This window comes from Kitasatospora sp. NPDC023120 (assembly GCF_055560835.1).
Genome location: NZ_JBVHHY010000029.1, coordinates 18,793 through 35,741, shown reverse-complemented (window position 1 = coordinate 35,741; position 16,949 = coordinate 18,793). Strand labels below are relative to the sequence as shown.

The 16,949-nt window shown below is 72.3% G+C and carries 15 protein-coding genes and 1 tRNA gene; 11 read left to right on the top strand and 5 right to left on the bottom strand.

The window, feature by feature from the left end; all coding sequences use genetic code 11:
• Positions 1-21: 21 nt before the first annotated feature.
• The 5 genes from ACZ3TI_RS33160 to mscL all read left to right on the top strand — a co-directional run bounded on the left by ACZ3TI_RS33160 (position 22) and on the right by mscL (position 4,687).
• Positions 22-1,506, top strand: coding sequence for a potassium/proton antiporter (locus tag ACZ3TI_RS33160; RefSeq protein ID WP_465732841.1), 1,485 nt, complete (start codon positions 22-24; stop codon positions 1,504-1,506).
• 374 nt (positions 1,507-1,880) lie between these two features.
• Complete coding sequence (locus ACZ3TI_RS33155) at positions 1,881-3,245, top strand: MFS transporter (protein WP_465732839.1); 1,365 nt, start codon at positions 1,881-1,883, stop codon at positions 3,243-3,245.
• 139 nt (positions 3,246-3,384) lie between these two features.
• Positions 3,385-3,699 carry an FmdB family zinc ribbon protein gene (locus ACZ3TI_RS33150; protein ID WP_465732837.1) on the top strand — a complete coding sequence of 105 codons (315 nt, stop codon included), beginning with the start codon at positions 3,385-3,387 and terminating at the stop codon, positions 3,697-3,699.
• Between the two features lie 265 nt (positions 3,700-3,964).
• Entirely contained in the window at positions 3,965-4,237 is a 273-nt protein-coding gene (locus ACZ3TI_RS33145) for a hypothetical protein (protein ID WP_465732835.1), read from the top strand.
• A gap of 30 nt (positions 4,238-4,267) precedes the next feature.
• Complete coding sequence (gene mscL, locus ACZ3TI_RS33140) at positions 4,268-4,687, top strand: large conductance mechanosensitive channel protein MscL (protein WP_465732833.1); 420 nt, start codon at positions 4,268-4,270, stop codon at positions 4,685-4,687.
• Between the two features lie 83 nt (positions 4,688-4,770).
• Here mscL and ACZ3TI_RS33135 read toward each other — a convergent pair whose 3' ends face one another.
• Both ACZ3TI_RS33135 and ACZ3TI_RS33130 read right to left on the bottom strand, forming a co-directional pair.
• Positions 4,771-5,016 (bottom strand): hypothetical protein, encoded by a 246-nt coding sequence (locus ACZ3TI_RS33135; RefSeq protein WP_465732831.1) that lies wholly within the window; start codon positions 5,014-5,016, stop codon positions 4,771-4,773.
• 173 nt (positions 5,017-5,189) lie between these two features.
• A complete protein-coding gene (locus tag ACZ3TI_RS33130; RefSeq protein WP_465732829.1) occupies positions 5,190-6,161 on the bottom strand; it encodes a sigma-70 family RNA polymerase sigma factor in 972 nt (323 codons plus the stop codon).
• Positions 6,162-6,585: 424 nt separating this feature from the next.
• Between ACZ3TI_RS33130 and ACZ3TI_RS33125 the strand changes: the two genes are divergently transcribed.
• Together ACZ3TI_RS33125 and ACZ3TI_RS33120 are read left to right on the top strand one after the other, a co-directional pair.
• Positions 6,586-7,533 (top strand): phosphatase PAP2 family protein, encoded by a 948-nt coding sequence (locus ACZ3TI_RS33125; protein ID WP_465732827.1) that lies wholly within the window; start codon positions 6,586-6,588, stop codon positions 7,531-7,533.
• Between the two features lie 42 nt (positions 7,534-7,575).
• On the top strand, positions 7,576-8,451 hold the full coding sequence (locus ACZ3TI_RS33120; protein WP_465732825.1) for a carbon-nitrogen hydrolase family protein: 876 nt from the start codon (positions 7,576-7,578) through the stop codon (positions 8,449-8,451).
• A gap of 75 nt (positions 8,452-8,526) precedes the next feature.
• Here ACZ3TI_RS33120 and ACZ3TI_RS33115 read toward each other — a convergent pair.
• Positions 8,527-8,599: transfer RNA gene (locus ACZ3TI_RS33115), tRNA-Arg, on the bottom strand.
• 178 nt (positions 8,600-8,777) lie between these two features.
• On the opposite strand from ACZ3TI_RS33115, the gene ACZ3TI_RS33110 reads away from it, so the two are divergent.
• Positions 8,778-10,310 (top strand): glycosyltransferase family 39 protein, encoded by a 1,533-nt coding sequence (locus ACZ3TI_RS33110; RefSeq protein ID WP_465732823.1) that lies wholly within the window; start codon positions 8,778-8,780, stop codon positions 10,308-10,310.
• 92 nt (positions 10,311-10,402) lie between these two features.
• Here ACZ3TI_RS33110 and ACZ3TI_RS33105 read toward each other — a convergent pair whose 3' ends face one another.
• The gene (locus ACZ3TI_RS33105; RefSeq protein WP_465732821.1) at positions 10,403-12,478 is read right to left on the bottom strand and encodes a D-alanyl-D-alanine carboxypeptidase; all 2,076 of its coding nucleotides are present in this window, start codon (positions 12,476-12,478) and stop codon (positions 10,403-10,405) included.
• Between the two features lie 688 nt (positions 12,479-13,166).
• Between ACZ3TI_RS33105 and ACZ3TI_RS33100 the strand changes: the two genes are divergently transcribed.
• The 3 genes from ACZ3TI_RS33100 to ACZ3TI_RS33090 all read left to right on the top strand — a co-directional run bounded on the left by ACZ3TI_RS33100 (position 13,167) and on the right by ACZ3TI_RS33090 (position 15,583).
• Positions 13,167-13,916: a GOLPH3/VPS74 family protein gene (locus ACZ3TI_RS33100; protein ID WP_465732819.1), complete on the top strand. Its 750-nt coding sequence runs from the start codon at positions 13,167-13,169 to the stop codon at positions 13,914-13,916.
• Positions 13,917-14,507: 591 nt separating this feature from the next.
• Positions 14,508-15,371 carry a helix-turn-helix domain-containing protein gene (locus ACZ3TI_RS33095; RefSeq protein ID WP_465732817.1) on the top strand — a complete coding sequence of 288 codons (864 nt, stop codon included), beginning with the start codon at positions 14,508-14,510 and terminating at the stop codon, positions 15,369-15,371.
• Positions 15,368-15,583 carry a DUF397 domain-containing protein gene (locus ACZ3TI_RS33090; protein ID WP_465732815.1) on the top strand — a complete coding sequence of 72 codons (216 nt, stop codon included), beginning with the start codon at positions 15,368-15,370 and terminating at the stop codon, positions 15,581-15,583. Before ACZ3TI_RS33095 ends, ACZ3TI_RS33090 begins: the two co-directional genes overlap by 4 nt.
• Positions 15,584-15,768: 185 nt before the next feature.
• Here ACZ3TI_RS33090 and ACZ3TI_RS33085 read toward each other — a convergent pair whose 3' ends face one another.
• Positions 15,769-16,884 carry an ADP-ribosylglycohydrolase family protein gene (locus tag ACZ3TI_RS33085; RefSeq protein WP_465732813.1) on the bottom strand — a complete coding sequence of 372 codons (1,116 nt, stop codon included), beginning with the start codon at positions 16,882-16,884 and terminating at the stop codon, positions 15,769-15,771.
• Between the last annotated feature and the right edge of the window lie 65 nt (positions 16,885-16,949).

Below are 16,949 nucleotides of genomic sequence, written 5' to 3'. Positions count from 1 at the left end.
GCCTGCCCGAGGTGCCACTGCGTGAACGTCGCCCACCTGAACCAGCTCCTCCTCGAGTCCTCCGTGATCCTCCTCTTCGCGGTGGTCGCCGTACGGATCTCCACCCGATCAGGGCTGCCCAGCCTGCTGATCTACCTGGGGATCGGCGTGGCACTGGGCCAGAACGGGATCGGCTTCACCTTCAACAACGCCGAGCTCACCCAGGTGATCGGCTACGCGGCGCTCGTGGTGATCCTGGCCGAGGGCGGCCTCAAGACCAGCTGGCGCGAGATCAAGCCGGTGATGCCGGCGGCCACCGTGCTCGCCACCGTCGGCGTCGGGGTCAGCGTGTTCGCCACCGCGGCCGGCGCGCACTGGCTGGTCGGGCTGGACTGGCGGACCTCGATGCTGCTCGGCGCCATCGTCTCCTCGACCGACGCGGCCGCCGTCTTCTCGGTGCTGCGGATGGTCCCGCTGCCGCACCGGCTCACCGGCCTGCTGGAGGCCGAGTCCGGCTTCAACGACGCGCCCGTGGTCATCCTGGTCGTCGCCTTCGCCACCACCGGCGAGCTGGACCCCTGGTACGTCCTGATCGGCACGATCCTCGCCGAGCTGGCGATCGGCGCCGCGATCGGCTTCGCCGTCGGCAAGATCGGCGCCTACGGGATCAAGCACGTCGCGCTGCCCTCCTCCGGCCTCTACCCGATCGCCGTGATGGCGCTCACCGTGCTCGCCTACGCGGGCGGCGCGCTGCTGCACGGCTCCGGCTTCCTCGCCGTCTACACCTGCGCGGTGATCCTCGGGAACTCCAAGCTGCCGCACGGACCGGCCGTCCGCGGCTTCGCCGACGGGCTGGCCTGGATCGGCCAGATCGGCATGTTCGTGCTGCTCGGCCTGCTCTGCACGCCCGCGACCATGGGCTCCGCGGTGGTGCCCGCCCTGGTGATCGGCGGGGTGCTGGTCTTCCTCGCCCGGCCGCTGTCGGTGGTGGCCTCGCTGACGCCGTTCAAGGTGCCGGCCCGCGAGCAGGCGCTGCTGAGCTGGGCCGGACTGCGCGGGGCGGTGCCCATCGTGCTGGCGACCATCCCGGTGGTGTCCGGCGCGCACAAGGCCGCGGACGTGTTCAACATCGTCTTCATCCTGGTCGTCGTCTTCACCCTGCTGCAGGGACCGACCCTGCCGTGGGTGGCCAAGCGGCTGCGGATCGGCGAGGGCGCGATGGGCCAGGACCTCGGCATCGAGTCCGCCCCACTGGAGAAGCTGCACGGGCACCTGCTGTCGGTCGCGCTCTCCCCCACCTCCCGGATGTCCGGCGTGGAGATCGGCGAGCTGCGGCTGCCCAAGGGCGCGGCGGTCACCCTGGTCGTGCGCGAGGGCAACTCCTTCGTGCCGGACAAGGCGACGGTGCTGCGCGGCGGGGACGAGCTGCTCGTGGTGACCACGGACGAGGTCGGCGAGGCGGCGGAGCGGCGGCTGCGGGCCGTGGACAGGGGCGGCAAGCTCGCGGGGTGGCTCAACGGGCGGTGAGGCCGGGTGGCTCGACCGGCGGAAGGACGGCCGGGCCGCCGGTGGGCCGCGCAGGGGCGGGGCGGGCCGGCGGCGGGCCCGGGTGGCTCGACCGGCGGCGGGCCCCCGGACCTGCGGGAACGGGATGGGCTGGCGGAATCTACGCGCGTAACTGTATGCTGGTTCGACCACGCCGTATAACCAACGCTAGACCACCCCCAGCATCTGCCTGACGCAGAGTTGGCGCGACCGCTCGGCGGCCGCGGTCCGGCCCCCGGCAACCGCACCGGGCCGACCCGGTATCTACCCCGGTCGACGCGCGAGAGGACGACTCTCGGCGCCGTCGGGGCCACCCCATGCCCTGCCGCGCTACCAGGCAGCAGGAAGGACCGACCGTGACGGCCCGCCGAACGGTCGACACCGCCGCGGACACCACCGCGGACACCACCGCAGCCCAGGCCCCCGCCCGCGTCGGGTACGGCGAGCTGCTGCGCACCCCCGGGGCCTGGACCTTCCTGGCCCCCGCGCTCGTCGCGCGACTGCCGTACGCGATGCTCAGCATGGGCATCCTGCTGCTCGTCACCAAGACCCACGGCTCGTACGGCACCGCCGGTACCGTCACCGCCGTCGCCGCCGTCGCCCAGGCCCTGATCGGGCCGCAGACCGGGCGGCTGGCCGACCGCTACGGACAGGCCGCGGTGCTCGTGCCGACCGTCCTGGTGCACGGCGCCTCGGTCGGCGTGCTGATCGCGCTGGCGCTCGGGCACGCGCCCGCCTGGAGCCTGTTCCTGGCCGCCGTCCCGGCCGGTGCGAGCGTGCCGCAGATCGGTGCGATGGTCCGGGCCCGCTGGGTGGCCCGCTTCACCGCGGACGGCCCGTCCGACGCCTCGGCGGCCCGGGTGAGCACCGCCTTCGCCTTCGAGTCCGTGACGGACGAGTTCACCTTCGTGATCGGCCCGATCCTGGCCTCCGGGATCGCCGCCCTGGCCAGCCCGGCGACCGCTCTGGTCGCCGAGGCCGCGCTGACCCTCGTCGGCGGTCTGGCCTTCGCCGCCCAGCGGCGCACCGCCCCCGCCCGGATCACGCCGGAGCCCGGCACCAAGCGCGCCTCGGCGCTCGCCTCCCCCGGCGTCCGGCTGCTGGTCGGCGCCTTCCTCGGGGTCGGCGCGGTGTTCGGCGGCATGCAGGTCTCGGTCAACGCCTTCGCCGACTCGGTCGGGCAGCACGACGCGGGCGGCACCGTGTACGGGATCTTCGCGGGCGGCTCGATGCTGGCCGGTGTGCTGTACGGCGTGATCGCCTGGCGGCGGCCCGTCCAGCAGCGGATGCTGATCGGCTACGCACTGCTGGTGCTGGGCTGCTCCACGCTGTGGGCGATGCCGAACCTCATCGCGCTCACCGTCGCCGGACTGGTCTGCGGTCTGGCCATCGCACCGACCCTGATCAGCGGCTACACCCTGGTCGAGACGCTGGTCGCGGACGGCGCCAAGACGGAGGCCTTCACCTGGCTGACCGGCGCCATCGGGCTGGGGCTCGCGGTCGGCTCGATGGCGGCCGGCAGGCTGATCGACGGGCACGGGCCGTCCACCGGGTTCCTGGTGCCGCTGATCGGCGCCGGGCTGGGGCTGGTCGCGCTGTTCTCGCTGCGGCACCTGCTGGTGGCTCCGCGGACGGGGCACGGCCGGATCGTCGCGGGCTCCGCGGCGGCCTCCGGGGAGCGCGCGGACGCTGCGCAGCTGGTGGGCGCGGCCAAGGGCTGAGCGACGGTGGTCCGGGGGCGGTGGTCCGGCGGCCCGGCCGGTCGCATGTCACACCGGAGTCGCTGGACTGATCCAGCGGAATGCCGCATCATTGACCATCGTTAGCACTCATCAGGCGAGAGTGCCAGGAGGAAGACAAGTGCCCACGTACCAGTACCAGTGCACCGAGTGCGGCAACGGCCTGGAGGCGGTGCAGAAGTTCACCGACGAAGCGCTGACCACGTGCCCCGACTGCCAGGGACGGCTCCGCAAGGTCTTCTCTGCCGTGGGCGTCGTGTTCAAGGGCTCCGGCTTCTACCGGACCGACAGCCGCTCCTCCTCCAGCAGCTCGGTCGGCTCCGGGTCGTCGTCGACTTCCTCGACGTCGTCCTCCTCGTCGTCCGCTTCCTCGTCGTCGTCGGCTTCGGGCACGGGATCCTCGGCCCCGTCCAGCCCGGCTCCGGCCGCGAGCTGAGGCGCCCCAGCAGCCCCAGTAGTCTTCGGAAAGGCCCGTCGGCCCCGCTTTCACGCGGGACGGCGGGCCTTTCCGCGTCTTGTCACACCACTTTCGTCACCCCGGACGGGCGGGATCCACCCGTGCGGGTGTACGAATTCGTCAACAGGGGCCGGTTATCCACAGGCTGGGGAAAGGGCTTTCCGGAATCGTCCGGAGGGCGCATCGTGAGGGTCGCCGGCCGGCCCATCGGGGGTCGGCCGCCCGACCCTTCGGAGGTGCGTCGATGACGACCGTGAGCTTCTCCGTACCGCTGCCCGCTCCCGCCGTACCACCCCGGCAGGAGGTGCCCGGCTTTCCGCCGATCCGGCGCGGGTGCGGCGGGTGGCACCGCTGGCGCAGCGCGGTGCGGCACCGGGCCGGGGTGCCCGTGCTGGTGCTGCTCGCGGTGGCCGCAGCGCTCGCGCTCGGGCCCGCGCGGGCCGGGCTGCCGCCGCCCGGCGGGGGCGCGCTGAGCCGGACAGGTTGTCAATCCGGGATTACGGAAGATCACCCGTGACCTGGTGACGACTTCGTCGTTCGAGGCGGCATGAAGGGCTTCAAGGAATTCCTGCTGCGCGGAAATGTCGTCGAACTCGCCGTCGCCGTGGTCATCGGCGCGGCTTTCACCAGCATCATCAACGCCTTCGTCAAGGGGGTGATCAATCCGATGGTCGGCGTATTCGGAACGAAGGACCTGGGTTCCTACAGTTCCTGTCTCAAGGGGCCCTGCGAGGTGGGCCCGACCGGTGAGGTCACGTCCGGAATCCTCATCCTGTGGGGATCGGTGCTCAGTGCCGTCCTGCAGTTCCTGATCACCGCGGCCGTCGTCTACTTCGTCCTGATCGTGCCCATGAACCGGCTGGCGGCCCGCCGCAAGAGCCCCGTCGAGGTGGCGGCGGAGGCAGAAGCCAAGGAGGTCCAACTGCTGACCGAGATCCGCGACGCACTGGTCACGCCGCTGCGCTGACGCGAAGGGAGCCCCCGCCCCTGTCCCTGCCCGTCCCCTGTCCCTGCCCGTCCCTGCCCGTCCCCTGTCCGTCCCCGTCCCTCTCAGTCCCCGTGGTGCGGCGGGCGCTGGCTCAGGTACCAGTCCAGCCCCCGCCCACCGCCCCCTCCGGCTCCGGATCGCTCGCTCCAGCCGGCGTCGGTGTCGTCCCGGGACTGCTGCTCCAGCGGATCCCGGAAGACCAGCCGGGCCTTGGCCGCGGCCTTCTCCTGGGGGGCCTCGTCCTGGGGAGCCGCCGCCTGGGGCATCTGCTCCTGCTCCGTCGGCCGTTCCTGTTCCTGCTCGCTCACCCTGTCCACTCCCTGTCCTGTCCGTCGCCCGCGCCGCCGTGCCCGTCTCGTCCTGCCCCTCAAGCCTAGGAGCCCCGTGGCACGCGCCGGCCCCGGTGCGGAGTGCTCCGCACCGGGGCCCGGGTGGGGCTCGGCAGGTCAGGCGGGCCGCCGCCGGGCAGCCGCCGCAGCCGTCAGGCGGCCTCGAAGCCCGCGTGGTCGGCGATCTTCTTCAGCTCGGCCAGCGCGTGCTTCTCGATCTGGCGGATCCGCTCGCGGGTGAGGCCGTGCTGCTTGCCCACCTCGGTGAGGGTGCGCTCGCGGCCGTCCTCCATCCCGTAGCGGGAGCGGATGATCGAAGCCGTACGGTCGTCCAACCGCCCGATCAGGTCGTCCAGTTCCTCCCGGCGGAGCATGACCATCACGGCGTCCTCGGGGGACGTCGCCCCGGTGTCCTCCACCAGGTCGCCGAACTGGGTCTCGCCCTCGTCGTCCACCGACATGTTGAGGCTGACCGGGTCCCGCGCCCAGTCCAGCACGTCCTTGATCCTGGCCTCGGTGGTGTCCAACTCGGCCGCGATCTCGGCCGGCTCGGCCTCGCGGCCCAGCTCCTTGGACTTCTCGCGCTGCACCCGCCGGATCCGCCCGAGCTCCTCCACGAGGTGCACGGGCAGCCGGATGGTGCGGGACTGGTCGGCGATGGACCGGGTGATCGCCTGCCGGATCCACCACGTCGCGTACGTGGAGAACTTGAAGCCCTTGGCGTAGTCGAACTTCTCGACTGCGCGCACCAGGCCCGCGTTGCCCTCCTGGATGAGGTCCAGCAGCGGGAGGCCGCTGCGCGGGTACCGGCGGGCCACCGCGACCACGAGTCGGAGGTTGGAGCGGATGAAGACGTCCTTGGCGCGCTCGGCGTCGGCGGCTATCGCCTCCAACTCCTCGCGCGTGGCGCCGCCGGGGAGTTCGTCCTCGTCCAGCAGGTGCTGGGCGTACACGCCGGCCTCGATCCGCAGCGAGAGCTCGACCTCCTCGGCGGCATCGAGCAGGGGCGTCCTGGCGATCTCGTCGAGGTACATGCCGACCAGGTCGCGGTCGGCCTCGAGGTTGGTCGGGCGGGCCGCGCGAGTCCGGTCGGCCCTGTCGCGAACGACGGCACGGGTGGCCATGCTTGCTCCCTTTGCTGGTGTTGCCGAGGTCTGCCTGCCTGCCCCGCGGGCAAGAAGTGCGGGCCCCACCCGGGGCTCACACGTAACGATCCAACGAACAGATTCCGGACAACATTCCCAAGTCACTCAGATTCTTCCCGGTCATGCAGTATCCTGCCGGTTTTCACCCCGACTTTGGACACTCGGTGACCGCCCGGGCACGCTCCGCACCCCAGTGCGACCGTTCGCGGAGCGATTTCTTCACCCGACCCTCACGCGCCCGACGCCTACCCGTTGAACCCGCGGGCGGCGGCACGCGTTCCCGCGCGCCCCCGTTCTCCACCCGCACCCACACCCCGGCGCACGCAGGACCTCCGCACAAACGATGCCAAATCGCTATCGCTCCAGCTCCCGATCGGCACAGGACACTGGGAAGGTGTCAGCCATGCACCTGACCAACAGCACGAACCGCATCACTGCGCGTAACCGCAGTCTCCTTCGGGACGCCGCGCTCGCGGTGGGCTGCGCCGCGCTGTTCGGCCTCCTGGCGGCTCTGGTGACGGACCACTGGCACCCGCTTCTCCGCTTCGACCAGGAGTGGATCGGCGAACTGCACATCTACGCGCGGGAGCACCGGATCTGGACCGCCTCGGTGCAGACGCTCTCGGACATCGGCGGCACCATCACGATGCGTGCACTCCTCGGAATCGCCGCCGCCTGGCTCTGGTTGATCGGCGCGCGGGTGCTGGCCGGCTGGGTGGCCGCCCAGACCCTGGTCGGCTGGGGCGCCCAGTTGGCACTGAAGCTGGCCTTCGACCGTGCCCGGCCCGGCTTCTCCGACCCCGTCTCGCACGCCGGCGGCCCGGCCTTCCCCTCCGGCCACGCCATGGCCTCGGCGATCACCTGCGCCGTCCTGGTCGGCCTGCTCTGGTACCGGGTCCACCGCCGGGGCCGGACCGCCGCCTGCGCGGTGGCGGCCGCGACGGTGCTGACCATCGGCTGGACCCGGGTCGCGCTCGGTGTGCACTGGCCCAGCGACGTCCTGGGCGGCTGGCTGGCCGCCGGGGTCGTCCTGGGCACCGTGACCACCGTGATCGAACTCTGGCGCCCCGGCGCGCTGGCCCGGGACGTGCGACGGGTCAACTGGCGCACCAGGCCCAGGGTCCAGCGGGTCATCGTGCCCTCGGTCCGACCGCCCCGCACCGCCGACCCGTTGGACGACGCACCGCCGCTGGACGACTCCCTCCTGGGCGATTACCCGTTGGACGACGCACCGCTGGACGACTCCCCATTGGGCGACGGCGTCCCGGACCACGGGGCACCGGACCACGAGGCACCGGCCGACGGCGCCTTGAGCAACGCTGCCGACCGACCGAACGAAAAGGCCAGTTGAGGCCCCGTCACCGGCTCGGGGCCGTCCGCTAGCGTGACGGCCATGTCCACCCTCTCTGCCCCCGCCACCGCCCCCGCCGGATACCCCGAGCGCCCGCTGCGGATCGCCACCGTCCAGACCCAGGCCGTGGCCGGCGACGTATCCGCCAACGCCGTCCAGGCCGCCGAGCTGATCCGCGAGGCCGCCGAGGCCGGTGCCCGCCTGGTGCTGTTCACCGAGAAGTTCCTCTCCGGGTACGAGCCCGAGCTGATCCGCACCGATCCGCTCGAGTACGCCGTCCAGCCCGCCGATCCGCGTCTCGCGCCGATCGCCGACGCGTGCCGCGAGACGGGGACCGTCGCCGTCGTCGGCGCCGCCGTGCAGGACGGTGCCGACCTGCTGATCTCCGCCCTCGTCCTCGGCGCGGACGGCGGCTTCGTCACCCGCTACGACAAGCAGCACCTGTTCAAGACCGAACGCGACCTCTACCGCCCCGGGACGACCGGCTGCACCCTGGAGCTGGACGGCTGGCGGCTCGGCCTCGGCATCTGCTACGACTCCGGCTTCCCGGAGCACGCCCGGGCCGCCGCGCTCGACGGCTGCCACGCCTACCTGGTCGGCGCGCTGTTCAGCATGGGCCACGGCCACCACGAGTCCCGCACCTGGTTCCCCGCCCGGGCGCTCGACAACACCCTCTACACGGTGCTCGCCAACCACATCGGCCGCACCGGCCCCTGGCTCACCTGCGGCGGCAGCGCGGTCTGGGGCCCGGACGGCCGCCTGATCGCCGAGGCGAGCGAGGACCGCCGCGAGGTCGTCGTCGTCGACCTCGACCCCACCGTCCTGCGCAACACCCGCGAGTCCGAGAGCCTGCTCGCCGACCTCGCCCTCGTCTCCGGCAGCCCGGCCGAGCCGCGCGCCCACATCAGGCTCGTCTGAGACCAGGGCGGGCCCGGAACAGGGACAGGCCCCCGACCCGGAGTGGGCGGGGGCCTGCGACCTGCGTGTTCGTCGTGCCCCAGACAGGAATCGAACCTGCGACACCGGCTTTAGGAGAGCCGTGCTCTATCCCCTGAGCTACTGAGGCGTGGCCCGCCTGTGGCGAGGCCGCTCACAGCGTACCGGATCGGGGGTGGGGAGCGGCGTGGTGGACGGAGGTGCGCACGGGGTGCGGGTGCCGACGGGGTGTCAGGACGGGTCAAGTAGCCTGCCGGGATAGTGCCTGATCCGCCGCGGCACCCCGTGTGAAGGAGACGAAGGACCCGATGAGACCTGCGGTGCGCCCGGTCGTCCGGCTGTCGGACCAGGTGTGGTTGTGGCCCGCGCTGGTGATGCTGGCGGTGGGCGGGTATCGGCTGGGCACACCGGATCTGTGGCGGGACGAGATCGCGACCTCGACGGTGGCCACCCGCTCGCTGGGCGACCTGCTGCGGCTGCTCCAGCACATAGACGCCAGCAACGGCGCGTACTACCTGCTGATGCACGGCTGGACCGCGGTCTTCGGCGACTCGACGGTGGCACTGCGGATACCGTCCGTGCTGGCGATGGCGGGGGCGGCCGCGTTCGTGGCGCTCACCGCGCGGCAGCTGTTCGGCGGCCGGGTGGCGGCGATCGGCGCGGGGCTGCTGTTCGCGGTGCCGCCGCTGGTCGCGCGGTACGCGCAGGAGGCGCGCTCGTACGCGCTGGTGACCTGTGCGATCGCGGCCGCGACCTACTTCCTGCTGCGGGCGCTCGAGCGGCCGACCTGGCGGCGCTGGGCGCCGTACTGCGTGGCGATGGCGCTGGCGGGTGCGGGGCACCTGATCTCGTTCAGCACGGTGTCCGGGCAGGTCGCCCTGGTGGCGCTGCACCTGTGGCGCACCCGGGCGGTGGACCGGCGGCTGCTGTGGCGGTACCCGCTGGCGGTCGCGGTGGCGGCGGTGCCGGTCCTGCCGGTGGTGCTGCTCGGCAGCCGCCAGTCGGACCGGCAGCTGGGCTGGATAGCCACACCCTCCCTGCGCGTCCTGGCCCGCTTCGGCGAGTCCCTGTTCGGCTCCGACCACGTGTACTACGCCTTCCTGCTGCTGGCGCTCCCCGCGCTGGCCCTGCCCGGTCGGCGGCTGCAGGCCTGGCAGGTGCTGCTGCTCGCCGAGCTGCCGGTGGTGAGCGTCTGGCTGGTGTCGCGCCTGGGCGAAACCTCGTACTTCATCGACCGGTACCTGCTGTTCACGGTGCCCGCCTGGGCGGTGCTGGCCGGGGGCGGGGTCGGCGCGGTGTACGGCGTCGTGGCGGCCCGGGCGCGACACGCCCTGCCGGGGTGGCAGGGCGTTGCGGCGGGCGGTCTGCTGGCGGCGGCGCTGCTCGCCGTACCGGCCGTGGCCGCACTGCCCGACCAGCCGCCGGTGCGGTACGTGGGCTCGCACACCGGCTCCGAGGAGCCGTTCAAGGCGGCCGCCCGGACGATCGCCGCCGGCTACCGCGCCGGGGACGGGATGGCGGCCCCGCTGGGCAACGAGTCCTGGGCGATGGTCTGGCCGGGCGTCAGCCACTACCTGCCGCCGGACGTCCGCCCGTACCCCGTGTTCGTCGCGCAGAGCGCCAACGACGCGGAGGACCTGTCGCCGGTGCCCTGCGCGCAGCCGGAGGCCTGCCTGGGCTCGACCTCCCGGATCTGGCTGCTGGTCCTCGGCGACACCGCGGACCCGCTGGGCGCCGTTCCGTCCGACCAGGCGCAGGTGCTCCTCACCCGGTACGGGACCCCGGACCAGGTGACGCCGCTCGGCGGGTTCACCCTCGCGCTGCTCGACCGCGACTCGTAGCCGCCGGGCACGGGAGAGCGGGAACGAACGCCGAAGGGGAGCCGGTACGGACCGGCTCCCCTTCAAGACTGTGACGTCAGTGGCTCAGCGGCTCACAGCACGCGCAGCAGCCGGGACTGGATGGACGGCGGGTCGAGGTCGGACTGGAGGGCCACCGGCACCTCCGTCTTGTTCTCGCCGTCTCCCACCCGCAGCACGCCGACCTCCTTGCCGGCCTTCTCCGTGTGGCTGATCTTCGCCGGGTCCAGGGTGACCGTGCCGGAGATGCCCGGGAAGCCGGCCACCACCAGGTCCTTGGTCGCGACGACCTGGACCTTGCCGCCGAGCCCGTTGTCCACCGCGCCGACGACGTCGCCCTTCTTCACCACGGTCTGACCGGTGAGACCGTTCTGCGCGGCCTGGATCTGCTTGCCGCTGACCCTCAGCACGACCGACAGGATGTCGTCGCCCTTGTTGGGCCCCGCGGGCGGCTGGCCCAGGGTGACGCCGAGGATCATCCGCCGCACACCGCCGATCTCCTTGTAGGCGGCCCACATCAGGCAGCCGCCGGCCGGGGTGCTGGAGCCGGTCTTGACGCCGATGACGCCGGTCTTCGGGTTGATCAGGTTGTTCGTGTTGGGGATCTTCACGTTGTTGAAGTTGGTCTCCGGGGTGGAGACGATCTGCCGGAAGATCTCGTCCTGCATGACCTGCTCGGCCAGCTTCAGCTGGTCCTTGGCGGTGGACTTGGTGTCCGAGTTGAAGCCCGCCGGGTCGGAGTAGATGGTGTTGGCCATGCCGAACTTGGCCGCGGTGTCGTTCATCAGCTTGACGAACGCGTCCTCGGAGCCGGAGTGGAAGCGGGCGAGCAGCCGGGCCACGTTGTTGGCCGACGGGAGCATCAGCAGCTCCAGCGCCTGGTACTCGGTGATCACCTGGCCCTCGGTGAGCGTCACCCGGGACTCGTCGAGGTTGCCGGACTCCTGCGCGGCCTGCTTGTCGACGGTGATCTTCGGGCCGCTCTCCCCCTTCTTCAGCGGGAACTTCTGCAGGATCAGGTAGGCGTTCATCACCTTGGTGACGCTGGCGATCGGGGCCGGCGCCTCCTGGCCCGAGCTGCCGAGGCTGCCGACGCCGAGCACCTCGGCGGCGGACTGGCCCTTGGCCGGCCAGGCGAGGTCGAGCTGGTCGCCGGAGAAGCTGTAGCTGCCCTGGGCGGTCATCGCCAGCTTGGCGTCCGGCAGCGGGCGCAGCAGCTGGGCCACCACGACCGCGCCGAGCACCACGGCGAAGAAGACGGTCCAGATGGTCACCCGCTTGAGCGCGCGGCGCAGCGGCGAGACCGGGCGGGCGTTGAGGGAGGCCAGGACCTCCATCGCCTCCGCGGTGTTCTCGGGCGAGGGCAGCGGCTCGGGCGCCGGCAGCGGCTCCGGCCGGGGCAGCGGCGGGACCGGCGGCACCGGCCGCGGGTCGGGCTCGGGCAGCGGCTTCGGAGCCGGCGGGGGGACGGGTGCGGGCTTCGGCGCGGGCTTGGGAGCCGGCTTCGGCAGCGGCTCCGGGTCGGGGGTCGGCTCGGGCTTCGGCTCGGGCTCGGGCTTCGGTTCCGGGACGGTGCCGGCCGCAGGGGCGGCGGGGGCGCGCAGCGGCTTGGGCTTCTCCAGCTTCTCAGCCTGACCCGACTTCTGACCGGGCTGCCCGGTCTCGGTCAGCGTGACGGGGTCGGCATCGTCAGCGGGAGAGTCCTCGGCGGAGGCGTCCTCGGCGGAGGCGTCCTCGGCGTCCTTGGCGTCCTCGGCGTCCTTGGCGGAGTCCTCGGCGTTCTTGGCGTCCTTGGCGGAGTCCTCGGCATCCTCGGCGTCCTCGGCGGACTCCTCGGCCTTCTCGACCTTCCCGCCCTTCTCCGCCTTGTCGGTCTTCTCCGACTTCTCGGACTTGTCGGGCTTCTCGGCAGGCTCGGTCGCCTTCTCCGCCACCGCCGCGGTCGTCCGCATGGCGAGACGGGGGTCGGCACCGGACGGTCGCTCGACCGGCTCCTTCGTCTCTTCGGTCGCCGCCGGCGACTCCTCCTTCTTCTCCCCCTCGCCACCGGAACTCGCCTTGCCGGCAGCCTTCACCAGCTCCTCGGGCAGCCGCAGCGCGGTGGTCTTGTTGTCCACCGGCAGGCGCAGCATCGTCGTCTTGCTGTCCACATCGCGGACGCGGAGCTGTACGGTCGAGCCTGCCTTGGTCCCCGCCGCCGGAGCGTCGTCGGACACCTTCGTGTCTGCCTCGGAGGACGACTCCGCAGGGGTCTCAGCGGAGGTCTTCGCAGCGGCCTTCCCCGAGGTCTCCGCGGAGGTCTTCGCGGGCGCCTTCGACGAATCCTTCGCGGCCGCCTTCGCGGGCGCATCCTCGGAGGTCTCCGCCGAGCTGCTCGAGGAGGTCCCGGCAGTCCCCTTGCCGTCAGCCGCAGCTGACGCCCCGGTGGACCCGGCGGACCCGGCAGACTCGGCACCACCCGCCGCCGCAGCGGTCCGTTCGCGTTCGCGGTCCCGCTCCCGCTCGTCGTCCCTCAGCACCCTGTCGGGGGACTCGCCCACGTATCCCAGCCTCCTCAACGCCCGGCGGGGCATCGGCGAACCCGATTTCGGGAAGCCGACGCCCCGCCCCGTGTACCTGTACAGTCTCCGCCACCGACGGCCGATCCCCCCGCGCACACCCCGCCCGACCGGCGCTTATTGCCATCGCACAGCTGTACCGCGGTCTGTTCACCGGTCAGACGCCGGGCCTGCGGCCCCCGGTTCCGCGCCTTCACCGCAAGGTCACGATTCGGAGGCGTACTCGACAAGCCCGTGTGAGAGGCGTCACCCTGTCTCTCATCCACGCGGGGAGGCTTGGATGGGCAAGAGCCGCAGAACTGTTCCCGAGGAACTCTTGCTGCTCGCTTTGGACCCGACCACGGGTACCACGGCGCAGCCGCAGACCCTCGACCTCGGACTCGCCGGGGCGCAGCTCGTCGAGCTGTCCCTGGCCGGACGGATCGTACCGGAGGGAGACCGGATCGCTGTCGTGCTCGCACGGCCGACCGGCGACCCGACCCTTGACCACGCACTGGAACTGCTGCGCCGACGCGGCAGTCCGGTCCGCGCGGCGCACTGGATCGGCGGGCCCCGGCTGGGGCTGCGGCAGACCTACCTGGCGCACCTGGAGCGCTGCGGCATGGTGACCGCCGTGCCGGGCCAGGTGTGCGGGGTGCTGCCGACGATCCGGTACCAGGCGTCGGACGACTGCACCAACGCCGCGATCAAGCAGCGGCTGGACACCGCGATCCGCACCGGTGTGCCGCCGGACCCGCGGACCGCCGCGCTCGCGGCGCTCGCCCACTCGGTGGGTCTGGGCAAGCACCTGTACCCGGGCAACGAGGGCCGGTCCTCACGGTCGCGGCTGCGTGACCTGATCCGGTACGACCCGCTCGGCGGGATGGTCGCGCACGCCGTGATGGACGTGCAGAACGGCCTGCCGACGCAGCAGAACCGTTCTTCCCAGGGTTCCGGGTCCACGGTCGCCGCCGGCCGCTCCGGTTCCCGTGCGGCGGCGGGTCGGGGTTCGGGCGGACGGGTCCCCGCCTCGCGGGTGGGCGTCCGCTGATCTCGACCGACGCGCCCGTGCGCTGACCGGTGCCGGGCCGGTGGCCCGGGCCGGTGGCCGGCGAACGATACACCGTCCGACGCACCCGACGGCACGCTCGACGGCGCACACCGCCTCGCTCGCGCCCTCCGGAGGCGCCGAGCGCCCCGACGCACGACCGGTACCGTCCACACCATCCGCACCACGAGAAGCGCCACCAGCAACACCGAGGGGCGGTCGCCCCGCGACGCAAGTCGCCCGGCGACCGCCCCTCTTGCCGTCCCCGGAGACCCGCAGCGGCCCGTCCCCGCACGTGCTCGCGGCATGTGCGGGGCCACTCCGAGTGCACTCCGAGGGGACTCCGGGGGGCACTCCGGGGGCACCCGTCACACCGTCTGTCCGAGTCGCCGAGCCGCACTACCACCTGGGGGCTTCCGCTGTCTCGCGGAAGTGCTTTTCCGATGATCTGTTCTACCGCGCTGCTGTGATTCCCCGGCGCCGACCTGGCCCGAGGTGACATGCTGCTCCGAGTCAGGGGGGTTGGTCCCAATGTCCGAAGTGTTCCAAGGACTGCCCGTCCAACGATCACCAGAGGTCCGGCCGGAGGTCGAAGTGTCCGCCAACGTCAATCCCACCGTCCGCCGCCGACGCCTCGGCTCCGAGCTGCGCAAGCTCCGCGAGGGCCTCGGCATGACGGCGGAGGAGGTCGCCGGCCGACTGATGGTCTCCCAGTCGAAGATCAGTCGGCTGGAGAACGGCCGCCGCAGCATCAGCCAGCGGGACGTGCGCGACCTCTGCGACGTGTACAAGGTGGCCGACGAGCAGATGCGGGCCAGCCTCATGGAGATGGCCAAGGAGTCGCGCCAGCGCGGCTGGTGGCACGACTTCAACGACATGCCGACCCCGTACAGCGTCTACATCGGGCTGGAGGCCGAGGCCTCCTCGATCCGCGCGTACGAGTCCTCCTTCGTGCCGGGCCTGCTGCAGACCGAGCAGTACGCCCAGGCCGTGGTCGAGGGCACCCAGCCGGACACCGACGCGAACGCCGTGCAGCGCAGGGTGCAGGTCCGGATGAAGCGCCAGGAGCGCGTCCACGGCGAGAACCAGCTGGGCAGCCTGTGGACCGTCATAGACGAGGCGGTGCTGCGCCGCGAGGTCGGCAGCAAGGCGGTGATGGCCCGGCAGCTGCAGCAGATGCTGGAGCTCAGCCTGCGCCCGAACATCACCATCCAGGTGATCCCGTTCTCGCACGGCGCGCATCCCGGCATGACCGGGACATTCTCCCTGCTGGAGTTCCCGGAGTCAGCCGATTCCACGGTTGTCTACTTCGAAGGTGTGACGAGCGATCTCTACCTGGAGAAGGAGGCTGATGTGCGCCGCTATACCGGTCTGTACGACTACCTGAGAGCGGCCGCACTCGGTGTCGCGGAGAGCCGGTCGCTGATAGCCGACATCGAAAAGGAATTCCACGAATGATCACCCCGTCCGAGTACGGAACCCGATGGCGCAAGAGCAGTCACAGCGGCGGCCAAGGCGCCTGCGTGGAGATCGCTGTCCCCGGCGCGGGGGAGGTGGCGGTCCGGGACTCCAAGGACCCCCTGGGCCCGCAACTGCGCTTCTCGGCCGAGGCCTGGAACGCCTTCGCCTCGGCGGCGGCGACGGGCGTCTTCGGCGAGCTGCCCGGCTGATCCCGCCCGAGCGGTTCCGCACCCGGACCAGTTGCCCGTAGCGCTGTCCGTCGCCCTGGAAGGTGTCCTGCGGCGGTCGGAGCTACGGGCAACTGCCGTGTCCGGGGCTCCGATCCGGCGTCAGGGCGCCGAATCGGCCCGCGACCCCGACGCACGGCTTCAGCCCGCGACCTCGACCCACGCCTTCAGCCCGCGACCGGGTAGCGGGCGGACCAGGTGGCGCCCTCGGGCGTCCGCTGGTCGTGCAGTTCGGCGCCGTGCATCAGCTCCAGCACGAAGTCGTCGGCGAGTTCGAGGATCGCCGCGCGCCCCTCGACCCCGGCGACCAGGCCCGGCGGCAGCGCGGTGTCCCCGTGCAGCACCCCGAGCAGGCTGCCGCAGATCGCGCCGGTGGAGTCGCTGTCCCCGGAGTGGTTGACGGCGAGCAGCAGTCCCGAGCGGACGTCGTGGGCGACCAGCGCGCAGTACACCCCTATTGCCAGCGCCTCCTCGGCGACCCAGCCCTCCCCCAGTGCCTCGACCCGCTCGGCGGAGGGCTCGCCCGCCCGGACGGCGTCCAGCGCGGTCCGCAGCGCGGTGGTGGTCTCCTCGTGCCCCTGCCGCTCGGAGAGCAGGGCGAGCGCGAGGTGGACGCCCTCCTCCAGGGTGCCGCCGCGCGCCACCGACTGGACGATCACCGCGTACGCGCCCGCCGCGAGGTAGCCGGTGGGGTGGCCGTGGGTGAGCACCGAGCACTCCACGGCGAGCTGGAACACCAGGCCCGGCTCCCAGGTGGTGAGCAGTCCGAACGGCGCCGCCCGCACCACCGTGCCGCAGGCCTTGGAGTGCGGGTTCTTGGGCCGCTCCAGGGTGCCGAGCCGCTCGGCGTCGGGCCCGGTGAGGCCGGACAGGCAGCCCTGGCCGGGGGCGCGCTGGGCGTACAGCCACTCCTCGCGGCCGAGCCAGCCGAGGTCGGGACGGCGCTCGTCCGGGCCCCAGTCGCGCTGGGTGGCGGCCCAGCGCAGGTAGGCCAGGTGCAGGTCGGTGGGCGGGTGCCAGCTGCCGGTGTCGCGCCGGATGTGGGCGCGGATGAGGCCGTCGACGGTGAACAGGCTGAGCTGGGTGTCGTCGGTGACGGCGCCGGTGCGCCCGTACGCGGGAACGTAGCCGGTGACGCCCTGCGGGCCGTGCTGGGCCCGGATCTTCTCCAGCGCCTCGAACTCGACGCCGGCGCCGAGCGCGTCGCCGATGGCCCCGCCGAGCAGGCAGCCCCGCACCCGGCTGCGGTAGTCCTGCTGCTGGGCGCGTGACCACAGTGGCATCACGACGGGGCGCCTTTCCTCGGGGTGGGGGGCCGCGCGACGCTCGCCGGTCGCGCGCCCTCGCA

Bases quoted from the DNA above. Each gene is read 5' to 3' on its own strand.
- mscL (WP_465732833.1), top strand. From the start codon at position 4,268: ATGAAGGGCTTCAAGGAATTCCTGCTGCGCGGAAATGTCGTCGAACTC.
- ACZ3TI_RS33130 (WP_465732829.1), bottom strand. From the start codon at position 6,161: ATGGCCACCCGTGCCGTCGTTCGCGACAGGGCCGACCGGACTCGCGCG.
- ACZ3TI_RS33085 (WP_465732813.1), bottom strand. From the start codon at position 16,884: ATGCCACTGTGGTCACGCGCCCAGCAGCAGGACTACCGCAGCCGGGTG.
- ACZ3TI_RS33125 (WP_465732827.1), top strand. From the start codon at position 6,586: ATGCACCTGACCAACAGCACGAACCGCATCACTGCGCGTAACCGCAGT.
- ACZ3TI_RS33145 (WP_465732835.1), top strand. From the start codon at position 3,965: ATGACGACCGTGAGCTTCTCCGTACCGCTGCCCGCTCCCGCCGTACCA.
- ACZ3TI_RS33100 (WP_465732819.1), top strand. From the start codon at position 13,167: ATGGGCAAGAGCCGCAGAACTGTTCCCGAGGAACTCTTGCTGCTCGCT.
- ACZ3TI_RS33110 (WP_465732823.1), top strand. From the start codon at position 8,778: ATGAGACCTGCGGTGCGCCCGGTCGTCCGGCTGTCGGACCAGGTGTGG.
- ACZ3TI_RS33090 (WP_465732815.1), top strand. From the start codon at position 15,368: ATGATCACCCCGTCCGAGTACGGAACCCGATGGCGCAAGAGCAGTCAC.
- ACZ3TI_RS33120 (WP_465732825.1), top strand. From the start codon at position 7,576: ATGTCCACCCTCTCTGCCCCCGCCACCGCCCCCGCCGGATACCCCGAG.